Annotated in this window: 18 protein-coding genes; 7 read left to right on the forward strand and 11 right to left on the reverse strand. The window is 54.2% G+C overall.

Going from position 1 to position 24044, the window contains the following annotated elements; genetic code table 11:
- The first annotated feature begins 147 nt into the window (after nucleotides 1–147).
- Both ACMV5I_RS15700 and ACMV5I_RS15705 read left to right on the forward strand, forming a co-directional pair.
- A complete protein-coding gene (locus ACMV5I_RS15700) occupies nucleotides 148–696 on the forward strand; it encodes a YcbK family protein (protein ID WP_121606476.1) in 549 nt (182 codons plus the stop codon).
- Between the two features lie 68 nt (nucleotides 697–764).
- Nucleotides 765–1412, forward strand: a complete 648-nt coding sequence (locus ACMV5I_RS15705; RefSeq protein ID WP_021804900.1) for an MBL fold metallo-hydrolase — start codon at nucleotides 765–767, stop codon at nucleotides 1410–1412.
- Nucleotides 1413–1638: 226 nt separating this feature from the next.
- On the opposite strand, the gene ACMV5I_RS15710 is transcribed toward ACMV5I_RS15705, so the two are convergent.
- From ACMV5I_RS15710 to ACMV5I_RS15730, 5 genes are all read right to left on the reverse strand, one after another.
- On the reverse strand, nucleotides 1639–2829 hold the full coding sequence (locus ACMV5I_RS15710) for an amino acid aminotransferase (protein WP_024484587.1): 1191 nt from the start codon (nucleotides 2827–2829) through the stop codon (nucleotides 1639–1641).
- A 246-nt stretch (nucleotides 2830–3075) separates the two neighbouring features.
- Nucleotides 3076–4167: a porin OmpC gene (ompC, locus tag ACMV5I_RS15715; RefSeq protein WP_414824784.1), complete on the reverse strand. Its 1092-nt coding sequence runs from the start codon at nucleotides 4165–4167 to the stop codon at nucleotides 3076–3078.
- Between the two features lie 303 nt (nucleotides 4168–4470).
- A complete protein-coding gene (gene asnS, locus ACMV5I_RS15720) occupies nucleotides 4471–5871 on the reverse strand; it encodes an asparagine--tRNA ligase (RefSeq protein WP_141131828.1) in 1401 nt (466 codons plus the stop codon).
- 277 nt (nucleotides 5872–6148) lie between these two features.
- Entirely contained in the window at nucleotides 6149–7354 is a 1206-nt protein-coding gene (pncB, locus tag ACMV5I_RS15725) for a nicotinate phosphoribosyltransferase (RefSeq protein ID WP_414824772.1), read from the reverse strand.
- Between the two features lie 253 nt (nucleotides 7355–7607).
- On the reverse strand, nucleotides 7608–9308 hold the full coding sequence (locus tag ACMV5I_RS15730; RefSeq protein WP_414824773.1) for a GGDEF domain-containing protein: 1701 nt from the start codon (nucleotides 9306–9308) through the stop codon (nucleotides 7608–7610).
- A gap of 344 nt (nucleotides 9309–9652) precedes the next feature.
- Here ACMV5I_RS15730 and pepN point away from each other — a divergent pair, with 344 nt between their 5' ends.
- Nucleotides 9653–12268, forward strand: a complete 2616-nt coding sequence (gene pepN / locus ACMV5I_RS15735) for an aminopeptidase N (protein ID WP_284121951.1) — start codon at nucleotides 9653–9655, stop codon at nucleotides 12266–12268.
- A gap of 32 nt (nucleotides 12269–12300) precedes the next feature.
- Here the strand turns inward: pepN and ssuB are convergent, their stop codons facing one another.
- Genes ssuB through ssuE form a run of 5 tightly spaced genes read right to left on the reverse strand, consistent with a single transcriptional unit; the run spans nucleotide 12301 to nucleotide 16595 of the window.
- Nucleotides 12301–13074: an aliphatic sulfonates ABC transporter ATP-binding protein gene (gene ssuB, locus ACMV5I_RS15740; RefSeq protein WP_414824774.1), complete on the reverse strand. Its 774-nt coding sequence runs from the start codon at nucleotides 13072–13074 to the stop codon at nucleotides 12301–12303.
- Nucleotides 13074–13865: an aliphatic sulfonate ABC transporter permease SsuC gene (ssuC, locus tag ACMV5I_RS15745; protein WP_046808141.1), complete on the reverse strand. Its 792-nt coding sequence runs from the start codon at nucleotides 13863–13865 to the stop codon at nucleotides 13074–13076. Before ssuC ends, ssuB begins: the two co-directional genes overlap by 1 nt.
- Before the next feature lie 11 nt (nucleotides 13866–13876).
- Nucleotides 13877–15025: an FMNH2-dependent alkanesulfonate monooxygenase gene (gene ssuD, locus ACMV5I_RS15750; RefSeq protein ID WP_414824775.1), complete on the reverse strand. Its 1149-nt coding sequence runs from the start codon at nucleotides 15023–15025 to the stop codon at nucleotides 13877–13879.
- A 15-nt stretch (nucleotides 15026–15040) separates the two neighbouring features.
- A complete protein-coding gene (locus tag ACMV5I_RS15755; RefSeq protein ID WP_414824776.1) occupies nucleotides 15041–16006 on the reverse strand; it encodes a sulfonate ABC transporter substrate-binding protein in 966 nt (321 codons plus the stop codon).
- Between the two features lie 10 nt (nucleotides 16007–16016).
- Nucleotides 16017–16595: an NADPH-dependent FMN reductase gene (gene ssuE, locus ACMV5I_RS15760; RefSeq protein WP_414824777.1), complete on the reverse strand. Its 579-nt coding sequence runs from the start codon at nucleotides 16593–16595 to the stop codon at nucleotides 16017–16019.
- 476 nt (nucleotides 16596–17071) lie between these two features.
- Here ssuE and pyrD point away from each other — a divergent pair, with 476 nt between their 5' ends.
- Nucleotides 17072–18082, forward strand: a complete 1011-nt coding sequence (gene pyrD, locus ACMV5I_RS15765; RefSeq protein ID WP_414824778.1) for a quinone-dependent dihydroorotate dehydrogenase — start codon at nucleotides 17072–17074, stop codon at nucleotides 18080–18082.
- A 156-nt stretch (nucleotides 18083–18238) separates the two neighbouring features.
- A complete protein-coding gene (locus ACMV5I_RS15770) occupies nucleotides 18239–18787 on the forward strand; it encodes a cell division protein ZapC (RefSeq protein ID WP_024486044.1) in 549 nt (182 codons plus the stop codon).
- A gap of 6 nt (nucleotides 18788–18793) precedes the next feature.
- Here ACMV5I_RS15770 and ACMV5I_RS15775 read toward each other — a convergent pair whose 3' ends face one another.
- A complete protein-coding gene (locus ACMV5I_RS15775; protein WP_414824779.1) occupies nucleotides 18794–19897 on the reverse strand; it encodes a YcbX family protein in 1104 nt (367 codons plus the stop codon).
- 104 nt (nucleotides 19898–20001) lie between these two features.
- On the opposite strand from ACMV5I_RS15775, the gene rlmKL reads away from it, so the two are divergent.
- Both rlmKL and ACMV5I_RS15785 read left to right on the forward strand, forming a co-directional pair.
- Nucleotides 20002–22122, forward strand: a complete 2121-nt coding sequence (gene rlmKL / locus ACMV5I_RS15780) for a bifunctional 23S rRNA (guanine(2069)-N(7))-methyltransferase RlmK/23S rRNA (guanine(2445)-N(2))-methyltransferase RlmL (protein WP_414824785.1) — start codon at nucleotides 20002–20004, stop codon at nucleotides 22120–22122.
- 5 nt (nucleotides 22123–22127) lie between these two features.
- Nucleotides 22128–24032 carry an ABC transporter ATP-binding protein gene (locus ACMV5I_RS15785; RefSeq protein WP_024486047.1) on the forward strand — a complete coding sequence of 635 codons (1905 nt, stop codon included), beginning with the start codon at nucleotides 22128–22130 and terminating at the stop codon, nucleotides 24030–24032.
- The last annotated feature ends 12 nt before the right edge of the window (nucleotides 24033–24044 follow it).

Consider the following 24044-nt stretch of genomic DNA (forward strand, 5'->3'; position numbering starts at 1 on the left):
TCTGGCCAGTAGCAGGCTCTGTTTTTTGTGAGCACTGGTAAACCACAGCGTATCGCGGGTTGACTCCGCATACGCTGGCGGTTATGGTTCGGGCAGTGCGCAGTTTTGTGCATATATTTTGACATTCTTGCCGGGTTTAAAAGAGTCATGGACAAAATTGATCATCATCGCCGTAAATGGTTGGCGTTAGGTAGCGCCGCCGTGGGTATCGCGCTGCTCCCAGGGCAAGCGTTTGCCAGTCTTTCTACCGCTCGCCCACGTATTCTGTTGTTGAACAACCTCAATACTGGCGAATCCATCAAGGCCGAGTTCTTCAACGGTAAAGGTTACAATAAAGAAGAATTGGTGCGCCTGAACCATATCTTCCGTGACTATCGGGCCAACAAGGTCAAGAGCATCGATCCGGCTCTGTTTGATCATCTCTATCGCCTACAGGTGATGTTGGGCACCAGCAAACCGGTACAGCTGATTTCCGGCTACCGTTCAATGGCGACCAACACCGAAATGCGTGAGCACAGCCGTGGCGTGGCCAAGCAGAGCTACCACACCAAAGGCCAGGCGATGGATTTCCATATCGAAGGGATCCAGCTGAGTAATATCCGTAAGGCCGCGTTAAAAATGCGCGCTGGCGGGGTAGGCTATTATCCACGTAGTAACTTTGTGCACATCGATACCGGCCCGGTGCGGACCTGGTAATCATTGTGCATCATGATCGCTGAATGGCACCCGCCCCTTGGGCGTGGTGCCGTTGTCGTTGGAGCTTTATGAAATACCATATTATCCCCGTTACGGCGTTCAGTCAGAACTGTACGCTCATCTGGTGCGACGTGACCAAACAGGCGGCGCTGGTCGATCCTGGTGGCGATCCGGAAAAACTGAAGGCCGCCATTGCCGAAAAGGGCGTGCAGGTCAGCCAGATTTTGCTGACGCACGGCCATCTCGATCACGTAGGCGCAGCGGCAGAAATGGCCGAACATTATCAGGTGCCAATCTATGGGCCGGATAAGGAAGATGCCTTTTGGCTTGAAGGTTTGCCAGCACAGAGCCGTATGTTTGGCCTGGATGAATGCGCCGCTCTAACGCCGACCAAATGGCTGGAAGAGGGGGATAAAGTGCAGGTGGGCGAAATGTCGCTGAACGTACTGCATTGCCCTGGTCATACGCCTGGTCATATCGTTTTTATCAACGAACAGGCGCGTTTGGCATTAGTGGGTGACGTGTTGTTCAACGGTGGCGTTGGCCGCAGTGATTTCCCGCGCGGTGACCATCAGGCGCTAATCGCTTCAATCCGTAACAAATTACTGCCTCAGGGCGATGATATGGCGTTTATTCCAGGACATGGCCCGATGTCTACCTTTGGCCATGAACGTCAAACCAACCCGTTCCTGCGCGAAGAACCGGCCATCTGGTAAGGGTACTTCCCGATAAATAACAAAGGGGCGCAAATGCGCCCCTTCAGATTGATGACAAAGTGGCAATATTGCTGAATTGGTCGGGATCTATCTATACCAGTATTTGCTAACCCATTGATTATCCAGACGGGCGCAGCATGCAGCGCCCCTACATTGTAAGCCCGGTGAGGGTTTGTCAGCAGTCTCAAGGGGCGCAAATGCGCCCCTTTTTCAATGCCAAAACTGCTTACAGCACGGCAACGATGGCTTCGCACAGCGGCGCCATATTATCCGGCGTCATCCCCGCCACGTTAACGCGGCCGGAGTTAACGGCATACACGCCAAATTCATCACGCAGACGCAGAACCTGCTCTTTGGTCAGGCCGCTGAAAGAGAACATGCCGTTCTGGTTGATGATGAAGCTGAAATCCTGTTCCGCCCCTTTTTCCTGCAGGGTATTAACGAACAGCTGGCGCATGCGGTGAATGCGCTGGCGCATGTCAGTCAGCTCTTGTTCCCAAATGGCGCGCAACGCCGGGTTACCCAAGATGGTAGCAACTACGGCCGCACCGTGTGACGGCGGGTTCGAGTAGTTGGCACGGATCGCGGCTTTCACCTGGCTGAAGGCGCGCTCGGCGGTTTCTGCATCGGCAGCTACCACGGTGCAGGCACCGACACGCTCGTTATACAGGCCGAAGTTCTTCGAGTAGGAGCTGGCAACGATCAGTTCCTGATGTTTGGCAGCAAAGATACGCAGACCCTGTGCATCTTCCTCCAAGCCCTTGGCAAAGCCTTGGTAAGCGAAGTCGAACAGCGGCAACCAGCCCTTGGCTACGGACAGTTCAGCCAACTGAGCCCATTGTGCTTCGGTTGGATCGATACCGGTAGGGTTATGGCAGCAGCCGTGGAACAGCACCACGTCGCCGGCCTGAGCCTGGTTCAGGCTGGTGAGCAGACCGTCAAAGTCCAGCGCATGGTTGGCGGCGTCGTAATAGTTGTATTCCAACACTTCCAGGCCAACGGCACCAAAGACGTTTTTATGGTTTGGCCAGCTTGGGTTGCTGACCCAGATACGCTTGGCGCTGGTCTGGTTGGCAATAAAGTCGGCCGCGACACGCAGGGCACCGGTACCACCAGGGGTTTGCGCGGTACGGGCACGCTTGTCGGCAATGATTGGGCTCTGCTTGCCGAACAATAGCTCTTGCGTGCAGCTGGCAAATTCAGGAATACCTTCAATGCCCAGGTAGTTTTTGGTGGTCTCATTTTCCAGCAGATACTGCTCAGCTTTCTTGACGCTGGTCAGCACCGGCGTTTTGCCAGTTTCGTCTTTATAGACGCCAATACCCAGGTTGATTTTATTCTCACGCTTGTCGGCGCGGAAAATGTCGGTCAGACCCAGAATCGGATCGGCAGGTGCAGCGGTGATTTTTTCAAACATGTCAGATGCTTCCATGGCCTAGAGTTAAGCAGACAGAAACATCAGGGTAGCGCCAGTTATCGTCTTTGCCAACCGTTTGCGAGAAAAACACCTCGATCTTGTGACGGCGGCAGATTCAGCACAAAAAATGACGGGGAAGGGCGGATTGGCAGAATAAAAAATGGTGCAAAGCGCTAAAAACAAAAACAGGGCCGAAGCCCTGTTTTTTAACTTAGCTGACGGCGAGCCGTCATCAAGTGCAACAACTTAGAACTGGTAAACCAGACCGGTAGCTACGATGTTGTCAGTAGCGATCTTGTTAGCACGAGTGAAGTCGTTTTCGTCCAGCAGGTTGATTTTGTAATCAACGTAGGTAGACATGTTTTTGTTGAAGTAGTAAGTAGTACCTACGTCAATGTATTTAACCAGGTCTTGATCGTTGCCGTAAGCTGAACCCAGGTTTTTACCTTTAGACTGCAGGTAAGCGATAGATGGGCGCAGGCCGAAATCGAACTGGTACTGTGCTACCACTTCAAAGTTCTGAGTTTTGTTAGCGATAGTGTCAAAAGAATCGCCGTATGGAGTCATGTTGCGGGTTTCAGCATACATGGTTGCCAGGTAGACGTTGTTGGCGTCGTATTTAGCACCAACGGTCCATGCTTCAGCGTCTTTACCACCAGCAGTAGACAGATTGGTCTGAGCGTCAGTACGGTCAGAACCAGAGTATGCAGCACCTACGCTAACGCCTGAATCCAGGATTGCGTAAGTAGAGGAGATACCCCAACCGTCACCGTTTTGTTTCTTCAGAGCACGACCGTCGTTTTCGTTCTTGCCTTGGTACTGCACAGCGAAGTTCAGGCCATCAACCATACCGAAGAAGTTGTTGTTACGGTAAGTAGCAACACCGTTGGTACGGCCAGTCATGAAGTTGTCGGTAGTGGTGTAAGTATCGCCACCGAATTCTGGCAGCATATCTGTCCAGCCTTCAACGTCATACACAACGCCGTAGTTACGACCGTAATCGAATGAACCGTAGTCAGCAAATTTCAGACCCGCGAAGCCCAGACGAGTTTTAGTACCTTCGGTACCTTGTGACTCAGCGTGGTTAGCTTGCACGTTGTATTCCCACTGGCCGTAACCGGTCAGTTGGTCAGTAATCTGGGTTTCACCTTTGAAGCCAAAACGCACGTATGACTGGTCGCCATCGTTGTTTTTGTCGTTAGAGAAGTAGTGCAGACCGTCAACTTTACCGTACAGATCCAGTTTGTTGCCGTCTTTGTTGTAGATCTCAGCTGCGTTGGCTGCACCAGCTGCTAACAGAGCTGGGATCACTACTGCAAGAATGTTGCGCTTCATCATCATTATTACCCTCATTGGTTTTATTCGGACACCTTGCCACTGCCGCCAATAATTCTTTTGGAACTATTGTTGATAGATTGGTGTCGTCCTGTGTCTGCACGCAGTGTTCCATTCACGGGCAGGTTTATCTAGAACGAAAATGCTACCAATGTCGCAATCTGGTTTCAGAAAGCAACGATATGTAACAATTTGTGTATTTTAGGGAACTTTGTGATGCAGGTCAATAATCAAAAATGCGAAAGGCCAGCTTAGCTGGCCTTTATTATGTAAAAAAAATGTTTAAGTTATGCTGGGTTTTATGACTTAGAAGCTGGCGTTACGTGGCGTTCTTGGGAACGGGATCACGTCACGGACGTTCTGCACCCCGGTCACATAGGCGATTAAACGCTCAAAACCTAAGCCAAAACCAGAATGTGGCACGGTGCCATAGCGGCGCAGGTCACGATACCACCAATAATCTTCTTTATTGAGGCCCATCTCTGCCAGACGCTGATCCAGCACATCCAGACGTTCTTCACGCTGTGAACCACCGATGATTTCACCAATGCCCGGCGCTAGCACGTCCATCGCCGCGACGGTTTTGCCATCTTCGTTCATGCGCATATAGAAGGCTTTGATATCTTTCGGGTAGTTTTTCACAACTACCGGAGCCTTGAAGTGTTGCTCGGCCAGATAGCGTTCGTGTTCAGACGACAGATCGATACCCCAGGAAACCGGGTTCTCGAAGGTCTGGCCGGAAGCAATCAGGATCTCGACCGCCTCGGTGTAGTCCACCTGGGCGAAATCGGAAGAGACAAAGCGCTTCAGACGGTCGATGGCATCTTTATCTACACGCTCAGCAAAGAATTGCAGATCGTCGGCACGTTCATCCAGCACCGCCTGGAAGACATACTTCAGCATGCTTTCGGCCAGCCCGGCAACGTCGTCCAGGGAAGCAAAGGCGACTTCCGGTTCGATCATCCAGAATTCAGCCAGGTGACGGCTGGTGTTCGAGTTCTCGGCACGGAAGGTGGGGCCAAAGGTATAAATTTTTGACAGTGCACAGGCGTAGGTTTCGCCGTTCAACTGGCCGGATACGGTCAGGAAGGCTTCTTTACCGAAGAAATCCTGGCTGAAATCGACGGCACCTTTATCGGTGCGTGGCAGGTTTTCCATATCCAGCGTGGAGACGCGGAACATTTCACCGGCACCTTCGGTATCTGAGGCAGTGATCAGGGGAGTGGAAACCCAGAAATAACCGTTCTCGTGGAAGTAGCGGTGGATTGCCTGTGCCAAGGTGTGGCGAACGCGGGCAACCGCGCCAATCAGGTTGGTGCGTGGGCGCAGGTGAGCAACTTCGCGCAGGTATTCGATGCTGTGGCGTTTGGCCGCCATTGGATAGGTGTCAGGATCGTCAACCCAACCCACCACCTTGATGGCTGTGGCCTGCAGTTCGAAGCTCTGGCCTTCACCCGGCGAAGGTACCACGGTACCGGTCACTTCAATGGAACAGCCGGTGGTCAGGCGTAACACTTCGTCCTGATAATTCGGCAGAGAATCATTAACGACGGCCTGTAACGGATTAAAGCAGGAGCCGTCATAAACGGCGAGGAAGGAGATACCAGCTTTAGAATCTCTCCGGGTACGTACCCAACCGCGCACGGTGACTTCACTGTCAACCGCAGCACGACCTTGCAGTACGTCGACTACAGGCACTACGCTCATAGATTTCTCTCTTATAAGTTTTTCAGAAATAGGCTAACAACCCAAGAATTTGGGGATATTGCTATGTTACTTGCCGCGTTGCAGAGCACAAGTAGAAATCAACAGAATGGGACAACATTTATTGCAGTGAGGTAAAAAAACAGGAGGTATATAAAGGAAGAGTGGGATCGCTGGCGAAAAATGCCCACACGTTTGCATCACCAATTGGCTCCTGTTCCTTAATGCAGCTCCGTACCGCTCCCTCTCCCAGCGGGAGAGGGTTGGAGTGAAGGACGCCTTAACTGGCTTTCTTCACCAGCGGCAGATCGAAGGCTTTGCGCAGCGCTTTGACAAACGCAGGGTCCTGGCAGATGGTTTTGCCTGGGCTATCGGACAGTTTGGCCACCGGCTTGCCTTTACACTCGACCAGCTTGATCACGATATTCAACGGCTTGACGCCAGGGATATTGCAGGTCAGACGCGTACCGATGCCGAACGCCAGGTTGATACGCCGATCAAAGTGGCGATACAGCGCCAACGCCTTATCCAGATCCAGATTGTCTGAAAACACCAACGTCTTGCTCATGGGATCGATGCCCAATTGCTGGTAATGGGCAATGGCTTTTTCACCCCATTCGATCGGATCGCCAGAGTCGTGGCGCAACCCTTGATAACGCTGGGCAAACTGCTTGCCGAAATCACGCAGGAACGCATCCATGGTGATACAGTCGGTAAGTGCAATGCCGAGCTGATCGGGATATTCATCCAGCCAGGCCTGCAAGGCGGCACGTTGGCTGTTAGCCAGCACCGGGCTAATCTGTTGATGAGCCTGGAACCATTCATGGGCTTGCGTGCCAACCGGGATCAGATCCAACCGATGCGCCAAATCGTAGTTACTGGTGCCAACCAGATAGGGGAATTCGTTTTTCAACGTGCTGACAATGGCCTGTTGCACCTCGCGGGACAAGCGACGACGGCTGCCAAAGTCCATCAGCTTGAAGCGTGAGATATCAATATCCCCGCTTAGTTGCTTGAACTGCGCCAGGTTCTGGCGCAACTGGCTAATGGCCATCTCTGGCGTGGCCTGTGGCGAACGGTGGCGATGCACTACTTCGCTGATCACGGCCAACAACGGCACTTCCCACATAATCACTTCGCGCCAGGGGCCAGCGATGCGGATATGCAATTTGCCGTCGTGATTGCTAATGCTGACCTGCTGCGGATCGTAGCGAAACTCCCGCAGCCAGCTCAGGTAATCCTGATGGAAGAAAGGCAGGCTGGAGAGATAGCGGTGTTCGGCTTTGGTTAGCGCCAACTCGCTCATCATGGCAACCTGCGCGCGGATCTCGTCGGCATATTCGCCCAGCAGTTCGTCGCCACGGCAACGAAACTCCGCCGCAACGGTAATTGCGGGGTAGCGATGGAACACTGCTTGCTGCATATGAAGCTTGTAGGCGTCAGTATCAAGCAGTGAAGTCAAAATCGGGGAAGCGTATAGAGTCATATCGCGTTACAGCATCCTCGTCAGGCGCGTGTCCAAATCCGGATAATCAAAAAAGTGGGGGGAGTATACCCGGATTATCCTGTTATTGAAGCCTCATCACACCACAAATGGCCGGAACGGGTCGAGGATAAAACGTGCCTTTATTTTACCGGCGGCGCAACCTCAACCAGAAAAAGCCATTTAATCCAATAAACTGAATGGCTTAGTTGATTTACTCATAAAAATTATGAGGTTAATTATTTTAAACACAGATTCAGATAAAACCGGTTGGCGTATAAATACTGACCCGATTACGCCCGGTCTTCTTACAAAAATAGAGCGCTTCGTCGGCCTGTTTGATGGCTGGATGCAGTTGTGCCAGATCGCCTACGGCGGCAATACCACAGCTGATGGTAAAGCGCACCCGTTTTCCGTTGAGCAACTCCAGGCACATCTGTTGGGTTTGCTCACGCAGCGCTTCCATCATGCTGCGGGCATTTTCCAGGGAACAGTGGCCGAGCAGCAGGGCAAACTCCTCACCGCCATAGCGGCAAAAGATATCGCTGGAACGGAAGGTGTTACTTAACGACTGGGCGAACATCACCAGCACTCGGTCGCCGACATCGTGGCCATAGGTATCGTTAAGACGCTTGAAGTTATCGATATCGATCAGACAGAACGCCAGCGGGTAACTACTCTGGGCGAGCATCTCACACTCGAGGAAAAATTTGCGGCGGTTATAAATGTTGGTCAAGGGATCGAAGAATGACGAGACTTCCAGCTCTTTGATTAGCTGCTGCTTTTCGTTTTCCAGCGCGATCTTGACCTGATTGTATTGTTTGAGCTGGGTGATGGCATCACTGATGGCGATTAACTCTTTACTGTAAAAAGCGTCGTTTTCATCAATATTCATATCACCTTGTGACAGGCGCAGAATATTTTTATGCGTTTTGGTCAGCCAGCGGGTGATGTTGGAACAGAAGATCATGGAAGGCAGCAGGATGAACAAGGCAATCAGCCCACTCAGAGAAATCATGCCGTAGATGGCCGTCTGGCTATCATACTTTTTGGCTTCGGAAGCGGCCATCTCCAGCTCAAAGCTACGCTCATAGAGTCTTTGAGAAAGTTCGTCCATTTCTTCGATATAGCTGGCGATCAGGTTGATGTCATAGACGGTATTGTGGGTAATGGCTTGATATAACCCGTCGGAAATGTTGCTGATCCGATTGTTGGAGATGTTACGGAGTATCTCATCCACCAGTTCGGCAATCTGCGGATCGTTATAGGCCAGCTTTAAGAACGCCAAACGGGTACCGAGCGGGGTGAATACCCCGGTCAATTGGATGGCCTTCAGATAAGCATTCTTGCGTTCCAGGCTGCTGAGATTGACGTCGATAATCTGATCGATCAGCTCGGTCAGCGACATATTCAGCCGGTTATTAAGGCGAACGGCCTCCAAAAACAGAAATGAGTCAGCATTGATCAGCCGGGTGTCGTAGGTATAGCGGTAGAAGGCTTTGGTGGTCTGGACGATATAATAGGCGCTGTTGATATTGAACAGATTGCTGTTGGCAGTGTCGACTTGCGTGACTTGACGTGAATCGTTATCCAGCAGCCTTTCCATCCAATCGAGCATAGAAAGTATGGCAATCTTTTGCCGAATGCCTAGGCGCAGGGCGAGATCGGCGTCGACATTGGATTTAACAATCGCGATTTTATCACGCGCCTGTTTATCGGCCTGCTGCCATTCGGCTTGGGTGACGGATTTATCCGCCAGACCTAATCTTTTTAACCGATGTGCCAGCAGCGTAGCCTGAAAGGCCTCGGCCACTTCTTTAGTCCTGCTGATTTTATACAGGTTTTCCAGGCTTTGCTCATAGCTGTTCCGGGCCTTTATCAGCCCATTGGCAATAAAAACCGCAAAGGACAGCATGATGGCAAAGGTGAAGAAATAGATCAGGTATTTTACTTTCATGCCAATCTGTTTCTCCTACTGGCTCTTGGATGATTATATCATTGCTACCGCTGGTTTTCCTCCGCAATTCGGTTGTCAACGGGGACGGAACTGCGCCTGTTTAAGCATAAAATGCTGAGTTTGACGTTAAGTGAAGCGCCAGGGTAGCTGGAGCATAGCAAACAACAGCGAATGTCTGCGTGAGTCGTGTGATTTCTTGGTGCGATTTGCTGCCATTTCTGGGTTTTTTTTATAGCTGTGATACAGTTTATTCACAATCGGGCCATTGAGGTACCGCGTCGTCCTGGACGGCGGTACGCTCCGAGTCCGGGATCTGTAACTCACTGAGACGTCAAAGGGTTTTTATGACACAACAGCCACAGGCGAAGTATCGCCACGATTATCGCGCCCCAGATTATACCATCACCGATATCGACCTGGATTTTGAACTGGATGCAGACACCACGCGCGTTACCGCCGTCAGCCAGATCAAACGGCAGGGTGCCGCCGGTGCCCCGTTAACGTTGAATGGCGAAGACCTGACTCTGGTGAGTATTCAAGTGGATGGGCAGCCGTGGAGCGCCTATCACCAGCAAGAAAACCAACTGGTGATCGAACAGCTACCTGCCCAGTTTACCCTGACGATCGTCAACGACATCCATCCGGCCAAAAATAGCGCGTTGGAAGGGCTATACCTGTCTGGCGAAGCGCTGTGCACCCAATGCGAGGCCGAAGGCTTCCGCCATATCACCTTCTATCTGGATCGCCCAGACGTGCTGGCCCGTTTCACAACCCGCATCGTCGCCGATAAAGCGCGTTATCCGTTCCTGCTGTCGAACGGTAACCGGGTGGCTGAGGGTGACCTGGCAGATGGCCGTCACTGGGTACAATGGCAGGATCCGTTCCCTAAGCCTAGCTATCTGTTTGCGCTGGTGGCAGGGGATTTCGACGTGTTGCGCGATAGCTTCACCACCCGTTCTGGTCGTAAGGTGGCCTTGGAGCTGTTTGTCGATCGTGGCAACCTGGATCGTGCCGACTGGGCCATGACCTCGCTGAAAAACTCGATGAAGTGGGACGAAACCCGCTTTGGCCTGGAATACGATCTGGATATCTACATGATCGTCGCCGTGGATTTCTTCAACATGGGGGCGATGGAGAACAAAGGGTTAAATATCTTTAACTCGAAGTATGTGTTGGCCAAGGCCGAAACCGCCACCGACAAGGATTACCTGAATATTGAAGCGGTGATCGGCCACGAATATTTCCATAACTGGACCGGCAACCGCGTGACCTGCCGCGACTGGTTCCAACTGAGCCTGAAAGAAGGGCTGACGGTGTTCCGCGATCAGGAGTTCAGCTCCGACCTGGGCTCCCGTTCAGTCAACCGCATCGATAACGTGCGGGTGATGCGTGGGGCGCAGTTCGCCGAAGACGCCAGCCCGATGGCGCACGCGATCCGGCCGGATAAAGTGATCGAGATGAACAACTTCTACACCTTGACGGTGTATGAGAAAGGATCCGAAGTGATCCGCATGTTGCACACGCTGCTGGGGGAACAACAGTTCCAGGCGGGGATGCAGCTCTATTTCGAACGTCACGACGGCAGTGCGGCCACCTGCGATGATTTTGTGCAGGCAATGGAAGACGCTTCCAACGTCGATCTGTCGCTGTTCCGCCGCTGGTACAGCCAGTCTGGTACGCCGTTGCTGACGGTGCGTGATGACTATAGCGCCGAGGATCAGCAATACCGCTTGCACGTCAGCCAGAAAACCGCGCCGACGGCCGATCAGCCAGAAAAACTGCCGTTACATATCCCATTAGATATTGAGCTTTACGACAGCGAAGGCAACGTCATTGCCTTGCAGAAAGACGGTTCCCCGGTCAATAACGTGTTGAACGTCACCGCCGCCGAACAGACTTTTGTGTTTGATGGCGTCGCGCATAAGCCGGTTCCTTCGCTGCTGCGTGAGTTCTCGGCACCGGTCAAGCTGGATTATCCGTACAGCGATCAGCAACTGACCTTCCTGATGCAGCATGCGCGCAATGAGTTTTCCCGCTGGGATGCCGCGCAGAGCCTGCTGGCCATCTACATCAAGCTGAACGTCGCCAAATATCAGCAAAAGCAACCATTGTCGCTGCCGCTGCATGTGGCAGATGCCTTCCGGGCGGTGTTGCTGGATGAGAAGCTGGATCCGGCCTTGGCCGCGCAGATCCTCACGCTGCCATCGGAAAACGAAATTGCCGAGCTGTTCGCCATCATCGATCCGCAAGCCATTTCGGCGGTGCATGAAGCGATCACCCGTTGCCTGGCTAAAGAGCTGGCCGATGAGTGGCTGGCGGTGTATCACGCTAACAAAACCGAAGGGTACCGGGTTGAGCACGGCGATATTGCCAAACGTTCGCTGCGCAATATTTGTCTGCACTATCTGGCTTTCGGCGATGTAGAGCAGGCCGACAAGCTGGTGGTGCAACAGTTCCAGCAGGCCGATAACATGACCGATTCGCTGGCTGCACTGGCTGCGGCGATGGGGGCACAGTTGCCTTGCCGTGATGCCTTGATGGCCGAGTTTGATGAGCGCTGGCATCAGGATGGTCTGGTGATGGACAAGTGGTTCATCCTCCAGGCCACCAGCCCGGCGGCAGACGTGCTCGGCAAGGTGCGTGCGCTGCTGCAACACCGTTCATTCAGCCTGAGTAATCCAAACCGCACCCGCTCGCTGATTGGTGGGTTCGCCTCGGCTAACCCGGCGGCGTTCCATGCGGCAGACGGCAGTGGCTATCAGTTCCTGGTGGAGATCCTCAGCGATCTGAACAAGCGTAATCCACAGGTTGCCGCGCGGCTGATTGAACCTCTGATCCGTCTGAAGCGCTATGATGCCTCTCGTCAGGCGTTGATGCGTCAGGCGCTGGAGCAGTTGAAAGGGCTGGATAACCTGTCTGGCGATCTGTTTGAGAAGATCACCAAGGCGTTAGACGCATAAAAAGCAAGGGGACGGCATTTGCCGTCCCCTGATTAATTCGCCACCCGGCGGGAAGTTCCAACGGCTTGCGGTGGTGCCAACACTCTTGCCAACACTTCTGCTTCCAACTCCGCCAGCTTTGCCGAACCTTTGCGGCGCGGCCGTGGCAAATCAATAGTCAGATCCAGCCCGATACGTCCTTCTTCGATTAACAGCACCCGATCGGCCAGTGCGATCGCCTCACTAACGTCATGCGTGACCAGCAGTACGGTGAAGCCATGCTGTTGCCATAGCGTTTCGATCAGCCCCTGCATTTCTATACGCGTTAACGCATCCAGTGCCCCCAAGGGTTCATCCAACAGCAACAGCCGTGGGCGATGGATCAACGCACGGGCCAGGGCGACACGCTGTTTCTGCCCGCCAGACAGCGCGGCCGGCCATTCATTGGCACGGTCGGCCAGCCCAACGGTGGTTAACGCCTGCAATGCAGCATCACGCCAGTTACCGCGTAGGCCAAGCCCCACGTTATCGATCACCTTTTTCCACGGCAGCAGGCGAGCATCCTGAAACATCAGACGGGTATCGTCTTTGGCGTGGCTGAGCGGAGCATTACCACTCACCAGGGTCCCGCTGTTAGCCGTTTCCAGCCCTGCGAGCAGGCGTAATAAGGTGCTTTTACCACAGCCGCTGCGGCCAACCACGGCCACAAACTGGCCCGCGGTGATGCGGAGTTGCAGATCGTCCAGCACGGTGCGGTTGCCATAACGTTTGGCGATGGCTTCCAGCGTAATGGGGGTGCCTTGCGGGATGCGAGTCGGTGCCGTCATTATGCTTCTCCTGATTTCAGTTGATAGGCCGGATGCCAGCGTAACCAGACACGTTCGAGCAGCTGTGCGCAGGCATCGGCCAGTTTGCCTAGCAGGGCATATAGAATAATGGCGACCACCACCACGTCGGTCTGCAGGAATTCACGGGCGTTCATCGCCAGATAACCGATGCCCGAGTTGGCGGAGATGGTTTCGGCGACGATCAGCGTCAGCCACATAAACCCGAGGGCAAAACGCACGCCGACCATGATCGAAGGCAGCGCGCCGGGTAACACCACCTGCGTGAACAGGCTAAAGCCGCTCAGGCCGTAGCTGCGCGCCATTTCCAGCAGGCCACGGTCAATATTCTTGATACCGTGGTAGGTGTTCAGATAGATCGGGAATAGCGTACCCAGCGCCACCAGGAAGATTTTGGCGGACTCGTCGATGCCGAACCACAGGATCACCAACGGGATCAGCGCCAGATGTGGCACGTTACGGATCATCTGTACCGAACTGTCGAGCAGACGCTCTCCCCAGCGGGACAGGCCAGTAATGAATCCCAGCACCAGGCCAATGCTGCCACCGATACTGAAGCCAATCAGCGCACGCCAACTGCTGATGGTCAGGTGTTGCCACAGCTCGCCACTCTTGGTTAAGGCCCAAAAGGCAGCCACTACGGCGCTCGGCGCGGGCAAGATACGGTTAGATAACCAGCCAGCCTCAACGGCGGTCTGCCAGCCAATCACCAGCGCTACCGGCAAAGCCCAGGGGGCCAGCCGGTGCAGAATTTGTTGTGCACCGATCGCCATTACTGTTCTCCTCAGCTTTGTGACACTTTTTGTGGGATATAGATATTGGCGACCGCTTCGCCCTGCGGCTTGATCGCACGCAACTGGGTTGGTTGTTCGTTGGTTGCCAGATCGAGATGCGGGAACAGCAGTTCACCTACGCGATAGGCCTCTTCCAGATGCGGGTAACCGGAAAGAATAAAGGTATCGATACCCAGGTCGGCATATTCCTGAATACGCTCAGCGACCGTCGGACCATCCCCCACCAACGCCGTGCCTGCACCGCCACGCACCAATCCGACACCGGCCCACAGGTTAGGGCTGATTTCCAGATTGTCTTTCTTGCCGCCGTGTAAGGCCGCCATACGTTGTTGGCCAACGGAGTCGAAGCGGGCGAAGGCTTTTTGTGCATCCGCAATGGTTTGATCATCGAGGTTGGCGATCAAACGGTCGGCTGCCTGCCAGGCTTCTGCGGTGGTTTCGCGCACGATGACGTGCAGGCGGATACCGAAGCGGACTTTGCGCCCCAGGGCCGCTGCTTTGGCTCGTACTTCCTCTATTTTTTCTTTCACTTGGGCAGGGGGTTCTCCCCAGGTCAGATACAGTTCAACCTGCTCGGCTGCCAGATCCTGTGCTGCTTCTGAGGATCCGCCAAAATACAGCGGTGGGCGAGGTTGCTGCACTGGGGGGAACAACAGCTTGGCGCCTTTCACCTGAATATGCTTACCGGCGAAATCGACGGTTTCACCTTCCAGCACTTTGCGCCATACGTGGGTAAACTCGGCGGAGGCTTCATAGCGTTCGGTGTGGTTAAGGTGTAATCCTTCCGCTGCCAGCTCTTCCGGATCGCCACCGGTCACCAGATTGAACAGGGCGCGGCCATTGGAAAGGCGATCTAGCGTGGCGGCCTGCCTGGCTGCCAAGGTCGGGGATATGATGCCGGGGCGCAGGGCCACCAGGAATTTTAGCCGTTGCGTGACCGGAATTAACGAAGCGGCAACTAACCAAGAGTCTTCGCACGAACGCCCCGTTGGGATCAGCACGCCGCCGAAACCGAGCCGATCAGCGGCCTGGGCGATCTGCTGAAGATAACCGTAATCGACCGCACGTGCCCCTTCTGAACTCCCCAGATAGTGGCCATCTCCGTGAGTCGGTAAAAACCAGAATACGTTAATGCTCATAGCGTTTTCTCCTGATTATTGTGCGGCTGGGTGCCAGACGCGTTGAGAAATATCGACCTGAACCGGAACCAACCGGTTGGCGAAAAAGAGATCGGCGGTTTTTTGCTGGGCAGCAATGGTGGCGTCCCCTAAGGGTTTGATGGCCGTCGGTGGGCGATGATCCAGATAGCTGGCAATTACCGCTTCCGGTAAGCCCATCGCCTTGGCCAGCAAGGTAATGCTCTGCGCCCGATCGCTCTGCGTCAGCGCATCGGCCTGGGTCAGCACCGCCAGTACCTGCTGGATGAACGGGCCGTTGGCTTCGGTATAAGGGCGAGCGGCCAGGTAGAAAGAACCGGTCTGGTTCAGTTCGCTGCCATCGGTCAACACCCGTACTCCGCCTTGCAGCAATGCGGCTGAATAGTAGGGATCCCAGATCACCCAGGCATCAACGTTGCCCTGTTGGAATGCCGCTCTGGCATCGGCAGGCGTCAGATAAACCGGTTGTATATCGGTAAACTTCAGGCCGTCCCTTTGCAGTGCCCGCAGTAGCAGGTTGTGTGAGCTGGAGCCTTTCTGGAAGGCTACTTTGTGGCCTTTCAACTCGGCGACGCTGTGGATCGGGCTATTTTCCGGCACCAGGATCACTTCCGCCTTGGGTTTTGGCGGCTCTACGCCGACGTACAGCAGGTCGGCCCCGGCGGCTTGGGCAAAGATTGGCGGGATATCGCCGGTGCTGCCCAGATCGATGCTGCCGACGTTCAGCGCCTCGAGCATCTGCGGGCCCGCCGGGAATTCGATCCAGCTGATGTTGGTGGAGGGGAAACGCTGTTCCAGCAACTGATGGGTTTTGGCCAACACCAGACTCACCGAACCTTTTTGGTAGCCGATACGAAACTGAGCAGGTGCGTTATCTTGTGCGACAGCGGTATTGGTCAGCGCCAGCGCCATAATGGCGGCCAGCGCACCGGTGTTAAGCCAACGGCGCAAAGAGAGTGGCATGATGATTTCCTTAGGCAGTTTGCCGGGTTAACAGAGAGGCGGCGGTGTTTGGCACCGGCGGTTTACGGCGGCTGAGCGCCAGATAAAAACTGTCCAACGCTTCGTTCAGGCGTGCGGCCACCCCATCGGATAGCTGGGCCTGTTCACCGTTAAGCACTATCTGGCCGTCATCGGCAAACACGCCGTGCAGCACCTCCTGGGCTTTCAGTGCCGTCAGCACCGGTTTCAACGCATAGTCCACAGCCAGCATGTGGCCGATGGAACCGCCGGTGGCCAGCGGCAAAACCACTTTGTGTTCCAGCGCACGTTCAGGAAGCAGATCGAGTAAGGTTTTCAGCGCGCCAGAAAACGATGCCTTATAAACCGGCGTGGCGATCAAGAGGCCATCCGCAGCGGCCAGTTGCGCGGTGAAGGCTTTAATATCAGGGCTGTTAAAATTGGCGCGCAGCAGGTCTTCCGCCTGAAAATCGTGCAGGGTATAGGGGATCACTTCCACCTGCTGCTGTTGTAGCCAGCGTTGGCTCAGTTGTAACAGCGCCGCCGAGCGTGAGGGTAGCCTTGGGCTGCCAGCTAGAGATAAAACGCGCATCGTCACTCCTTATATCAAAAAGTTATCAATGTTAAATTAATGTTCGTAAGGTGTTTTAAAGCTAACAGCAAAAGGAGGTGATTTTTAAATCTCATTTTTTGATTTTGATATGCGTAAAGGGGGAAAAGCGGGGAAGTAGCACCATACAAGGGAAACGATTGCGCTAAACGCGCTTTTTTTGCCTTTAATCAATTCCAATTGGCGAGGGGATACCGGATAATACGCCCCCGGTCGACAGGCCTATCCTGCTGACTTGAGGTTGTCGCTAAATAACCGCAACACCGAAAGCCTGAAGCAGGTGGGGATCATGCAGGTTAGCCGACCGTTGAGCGCAAGGATGCGCGATTGCGAGCCCCCAGGGATGGGTTTACGGCGTGTCGGCGTTCTGCATGATCCCCACCTGTATCCCCATCAGGCACAGCGATTGACTTGCGACCTCAAGTCAGCAGGATATCACCGGGAAATCAGGAGAGTACATGTACTACCCCATCGTCAGGAAAGCCTTGTTCCAGCTCGATCCCGAGCGCGCTCACGAATTGACCTTCAGTCAACTACGCCGTATTACCGGCACCCCACTAGAGTTTCTTATCCGTCAGTCGGTGCCGAGCAAGCCGGTGAGCTGCATGGGGCTCTCTTTTAGCAACCCATTAGGTTTGGCCGCCGGTCTGGATAAAGACGGCGAGTGCATTGATGCCTTTGGCGCGATGGGCTTTGGCTTTGTTGAGGTCGGTACCGTTACGCCGCGTCCGCAAGCGGGCAATGATAAACCGCGTCTGTTCCGCCTGGTCCCGGCCGAAGGGCTGATCAACCGCATGGGGTTCAATAACCACGGCGTAGACAATCTGGTTGAAAACGTTAAAAAATCCCATTTTGGCGGCGTGCTGGGGATCAATATCGGCAAGAATAAAGACACGCCAGTCGAGCAGGGCAAAGACGATTATCTGATCTGTATGGATAAGGTTTATCCGTATGCGGGGTATATCGCGATTAATATCTCATCACCCAATACCCCGGGATTACGATGCTTACAGTATGGTGAAGCGCTGGACGATCTGCTAGCGGCGATAAAAAATAAGCAGGCTCAATTGCAGGCTCGCCATCACAAATATGTGCCGGTTGCGGTAAAGATCGCGCCGGATCTTTCAGAAGAAGAACTGATCCAAATAGCAGACAGTTTAGTGCGTCATAATATAGATGGGGTCATTGCCACCAATACCACTCTCGATCGTAAACTGGTTCAGGGGTTGAATTACTGCGATCAGGCAGGGGGATTAAGTGGCCGTCCGATACAGTTACGCAGCACCGAAGTGATCCGCCGTTTGTCGCAGGAGTTACAAGGGCGCTTGCCGATTATCGGCGTTGGCGGAATTGATTCCCTGACGGCGGCGCGGGAAAAAATGGAGGCCGGGGCAACGTTGGTACAAATTTATTCCGGTTTTATCTTCCACGGACCGCGTTTGATTAAAGATATCGTTACCCATATCTAATATTTTGCCTTTCATTTTCGACCGGGGGTTTATTTCTGCCCCCGGCTCGTCTATATTTTGTTCGGTAGCGGAATTATCCGATGTTTAAGCAACCTTTCTGGTGATAAAATCGCCTTTTGCGTAATACGCGTTGGCATGTGGTGAGAAGGATAAGCAATGAAGATAAAACCTGATGACAATTGGCGTTGGTATTTTGACGCTGAGCACGATCGACTGATGCTCGATTTAGCCAATGGTATGATCTTCCGTTCACGCTTTCCGGCAAAAATGCTAACCCCGGACGCCTTCGCTGAATGTGCATTCTGCGTCGATGATGCAGCGCTTTATTTTGATTATGAAGAACAGTGCAAACAGATAAAGCTCAGCCATGAACAACGTGCCGAGTTGGTATTAAATGCGCTGGTGGCCTTTCGTTTTCTTAAACCCCTGATGCCCAAGAGCTGGCATTTTGCTCAGCAACACTATCCGCTACGCCCTAAAAATGGCGAGTTGGCGGCGGTAAAGGTGATGGATAGCGGTGTCGATGCGCGTCTGCTGGTGGTGGAAGCCGGGGATAATGCCAGCCTGTGTTTGCTGGCACAAAATCAGCTGACGTTGGCTGGGCGCACCATGGTGCTGGGGGATGCGATCAAGGTGATGCACGATCGCCTGAAACCTTGCATCCCGGATGAACAGTCTGCCCCGGCTTACGACAGGGCAGTGTAATCCGCGTTATGCCAGCTTCACATCGCTTTTAGGAATACAGCTGCAACAGAGGATGGTGCCGTTGGCGGCCATTGCGCTTTTCTTTAGCGGTGCAACCTCGCCTTCCACCAGCGTTATCTTGCAACTGCCGCACAGGCCAGCCCGGCAGGAGTAAGGAATGCGAATGCCTTGCTGCTCCAACTGCTCTAACAAGATCTGCTGGTTATTACCGGCAAACACCTTTCCTTGATACTCAATGTTCACGCTGGTGGTGCTGTCCTGCGGTGCCTGTAGGCTTTCGACGACCTTGCCTGCCCCATACGGCCGCGGTGGTTTGGTTGACAGCACTTCAACGCTATCGCCGACGCGAATAATACCGCTGTTTCGGGCAATCATGTTTTGACCAAAGTCGACGTCGCCATTATCGGCAGTGCGGAACTGTTGCAGCGTACTCAATGGCTCGCCGCTCGGGTGTTTGCGGCCACGCTCCACGCTGACCGTGGTCAATACGCAGCGGCTGCAGGGTTTTACCAGATCGAACATCACGTCGCCGACGCGGATCACCTGCCAACCATCTTCTGCCCAGGCCGGGCTGCCGGTCACCACCAGGTTTGGGCGAAACTGCTCCAGCCTGATGCTGCTTGGGCAACGTTGCTGCAGATCCTGGAATGAGGCTTCATTAATCAGCAGATAAGGGTAACCGTCGGCAAAGGAGAGCGGAATTTCCGGGTGCTTCTTTACCCTGCGGGTTAATTCAGGCCCCACCCAGCGTAGCTGGACCTCTCGCTGAAAATAACCGCTTAGCCAACTGTTGATGGCCTCCGGCGCGATCAACGCGGTGAAATGGTTGCCCCACACCTCGGTTGGCTGCGCATCGGGGGCGAAATCAACGAAGCGGATCGCCGCGCTTTCACCGTCCGGTGCAGTCAGAAACAGGCCATCGGCCAACAACGCCGGGGTAAACAGCACCATCTGCGGGTATTGGCGGGCGGTGATGAAGGTACCGTCTGGCTCGGTGATCATGAAAGAGCGATCAAAAGCCAGGCCATTGCTGGCCACCTGGGCGTGAGAAAGCTGCAAACCCCGTAGTGATTTGACCGGATGAACGTAAAGTCGGGAGAGCGTGATCACCCCTGCCTCCGTGCGATAAATGAAATAGAAGGGAGCAACTTTATGACAAGCGGTCTGGATTAGCTATAATGCGCAACAATTTTCTTTTTGGTGATAAGCACGATATGAACACTCTGTTTGCCAGCACGGCGCGTGGACTGGAAGAACTGTTAAAAAGCGAACTGGAGCGGCTTGGCGCTCACTCCTGCAAAGTGGTGCAGGGGGGAGTACATTTTCAGGGTGACGATCGTCTTCTGTACCAAAGCCTGCTCTGGAGCCGCCTGGCTTCGCGTATTCTGTTGCCGCTGAATGAATTTCGCGTGCACAGCGATTTGGATTTGTACCTCGGTGTGCAGGCCATTGACTGGCCATCGATATTTGGCCTGGATAAAACCTTTGCCGTGCACTTCAGCGGCCTCAATGAAGAGATCCGCAATAGCCAATATGGCGCGTTGAAGGTCAAAGACGCCATTGTGGATAGCTTTACCCGCAAGCTCAACGATCGGCCAATGGTAGAGAAACAGCAGCCGGACATTCGCGTGAACGTTTTCCTGCAGCGTGATATGGCCAGCGTAGCGCTCGATTTGAGCGGTGAAGGTTTACACCAGCGCGGCTATCGCGATCTGACCGGCCAGGCTCCGTTGAAGGAAAACCTGGCGGCGGCGATTGTCCAACGTTCCGGTTGGCAACCAGGGGCGCCGATGCTGGACCCGATGTGTGGCTCCGGCACGCTGTTGATCGAAGCGGCGATGATCGCCTCCGATCGGGCGCCTGGCCTACATCGCCAACATTGGGGCTTTACCGCCTGGAACGGCCACAATGCCGAACTGTGGCGTGAAGTGATCACCGAAGCGCAGGTGCGGGCGAAACGTGGTCTGCAAGAAACCCCGTCACGCTTCTTTGGTTCGGATATCGATCGTCGCGTCATTGAAATGGCGAAGGGGAACGCCCGCCGCGCTGGCGTGGCTGAACTGATCACCTTTAACGTGAATGACGTCAGCAAACTGACCAACCCACTGCCGGAAGGCCCGGTAGGCACGGTGGTCAGCAACCCGCCATACGGTGAACGCCTTGAGAGCGAACCAGCCCTGATTGCGCTGCACAATATGTTAGGGCGCATCATGAAGAGCCACTTTGGTGGCTGGCAGCTTTCGTTGTTCAGCGCCTCACCGGAACTGCTCAGTTGCCTGCAGCTGCGCGCCGAGCGCCAGTTCAAAGCGAAAAACGGCCCGTTGGACTGCATACAGAAAAACTACCAGCTGGCAGAAAACCCGCAGGGTGCTGGTGGCGTGCAGGTGGCGGAAGACTTTGCCAACCGTCTGCGCAAGAATCTGAAGAAATTGGACAAATGGGCGAAGCAGCAGGGGATCGAATGCTATCGCCTGTATGATGCCGATCTGCCTGACTATAACGTGGCGGTAGATCGCTATGGCAGTAAGGTCGTGGTCCAGGAATACGCGCCGCCGAAAACCATCGACGCGCAGAAAGCCCGCCAGCGCCTGTTTGACGTGATTAACGCCACGTTGGCGGTGTTAGAGCTGCCTTCTAATCAGTTGATCCTGAAAACCCGCGAACGTCAGAAGGGCAAGAATCAGTATGAGAAGCTGGCGCAGAAGGGCGAGTTCCTGCTGGTAGAAGAGTTCAATGCCAAGCTGTGGGTCAACCTGACGGATTATCTCGATACCGGGTTATTCCTCGATCACCGCATCGCTCGCCGTATGCTGGGTGAGATGAGCAAAGGCAAAGACTTCCTCAACCTGTTTGCCTACACCGGCACCGCAAGCGTACATGCCGGGTTGGGGGGCGCACGTAGCACCACCACGGTGGATATGTCGCGTACCTATCTGGAATGGGCGGAGAAGAACCTGCGGGTTAACGGCCTGACCGGTAGACAGCACCGCTTGATCCAGGCAGATTGCCTGTCCTGGCTGCACAATGCCGACGAACAGTTCGATGTGATCTTTATCGATCCGCCGACGTTCTCCAACTCCAAGCGGATGGAGAACACCTTTGACGTACAGCGCGACCATCTGGCGCTGATGAAAGATTTACAACGGATACTGCGCCGTAACGGGACCATCATGTTCTCCAATAACAAACGCGGTTTCCAGATGGATCTGGCAGGTCTGAACGCACTGGGTCTGGAGGCGAAAGAAATTACCGCCAAGACGCAGTCAGAAGACTTTGCCCGTAACCGTCAGATCCACAACTGCTGGCTGGTCACCCACGCCGGCGAAGGAAAATAATTACTATGTCGTTAATCAGCATGTCCGGTGCCTGGCTCTCTTTCAGCGATGCACCTTTGTTAGACAACACCGAAATTCATATTGAAGACAATGAACGCGTCTGCTTGGTTGGGCGCAACGGGGCCGGTAAATCGACCCTGCTGAAGATCCTCGGTAAAGAGATCCCATTGGACGATGGGCGCATCATTTACGAGCAGGATCTGATTGTGGCGCGTTTGCAGCAGGATCCTCCGCGCAATATCGGCGGCACGGTGTTCGACTTTGTGGCCGAAGGCGTGGCCGAGCAGGCGGAACACCTGAAGGCGTATCACGCTATCTCGCACCAGGTAGAGCTGGATCCGAGCGAAAAGAACCTGACGCGTATGGCGCAGGTCATGGAAATCCTCGATCACCAGGGCTTATGGCAGTTGGACAGCCGTATCAGTGAAGTTCTGTTGCAACTGGGCCTGAACGGCGATGCGGAACTTTCCTCCCTGTCCGGTGGTTGGCTACGCAAAGCGGCACTGGGCCGGGCATTGGTCAGTTCACCGCGCGTGTTGCTGCTTGATGAACCTACCAACCACCTGGATATCACCACCATCGACTGGCTGGAAGGGTTCCTGAAAGAGTTCCAGGGCAGCATCGTCTTCATCTCGCACGACCGTTCGTTTATCCGCAATATGGCCACGCGCATTGTCGATCTCGATCGCGGCAAGCTGGTGTCATGGCCGGGTAACTACGAGCTGTATCTGGAAAGCAAAGAAGAAGCGCTGCGGGTCGAAGAGCTGCAGAACGCCGAATTTGACCGCAAACTGGCGCAGGAAGAAGTTTGGATCCGCCAGGGCATCAAGGCACGCCGCACGCGTAACGAAGGCCGGGTGCGCGCTCTGAAAGCGTTACGTAACGAGCGTTCACAACGTCGTGAAGTGATGGGCACCGCCAAGATGCAGGTGGAAGAGGCCGTGCGTTCGGGCAAGATTGTGTTCGAAATGGAAGACGTCAATTATCAGGTTGCCGACAAAGTGCTGGTCCGGGGCTTTAGCGCCCAGGTGCAGCGCGGTGACAAAATCGCGCTGGTGGGGCCAAACGGCTGTGGTAAAACCACCTTGCTGAAATTGATGCTCGGTCAACTGAAAGCCGACAGCGGGCGAGTGCACTGTGGCACCAAGCTGGAAGTGGCTTACTTTGACCAGCACCGCGCCGAGCTTGATCCAGAACGTACCGTGATGGATAACCTGGCGGAGGGTAAGCAGGAAGTGATGGTCAATGGCCGTTCGCGCCATGTGCTGGGCTATCTGCAGGACTTCCTGTTCCACCCTAAACGGGCAATGACGCCTGTCAAAGCGCTGTCGGGCGGGGAGCGTAACCGCCTACTGCTGGCTAAACTATTCCTCAAGCCGAGTAATTTGCTGATCCTCGATGAACCAACCAACGATCTGGACGTCGAAACGCTGGAACTGTTGGAAGAGATGATCGATAGCTACCAGGGCACCGTATTGCTGGTGAGCCACGATCGTCAGTTCGTTGATAACTCCGTGACCGAATGCTGGATTTTCGAAGGTAATGGCGTGATCGACACTTACGTCGGGGGCTACTACGATGCACACCATCAACGTGCCACCGCCAAGCCGATCCGCACGGTAGCCACCAGCCAAACCAAGGCAGCAGTGGAGAAAAAAACCGAGCAGCCTAAGAAATCAGCAGCCAAACTGAGTTATAACCTGCTGCGCGAACTGGAGCAGTTGCCACAGCGCCTTGAACAGCTGGAAATGGATATTGAAGCCTTGCAGGCACAGGTGAGTGACGCAGGGTTCTTCTCACGCCCACATAGCGAAACCCAGCAGGTGCTGGCCGATCTTGCCACTGCGGAGCAGGCACTGGAACAAGCCTTTGCCCGTTGGGAAGAGCTGGAAGCAATGAAAAACGGCTGATCGGTAACGGGT

It is taken from the genome of Serratia sp. T13T92, from assembly GCF_047530105.1.
Lineage (GTDB): Bacteria > Pseudomonadota > Gammaproteobacteria > Enterobacterales > Enterobacteriaceae > Chania > Chania fonticola.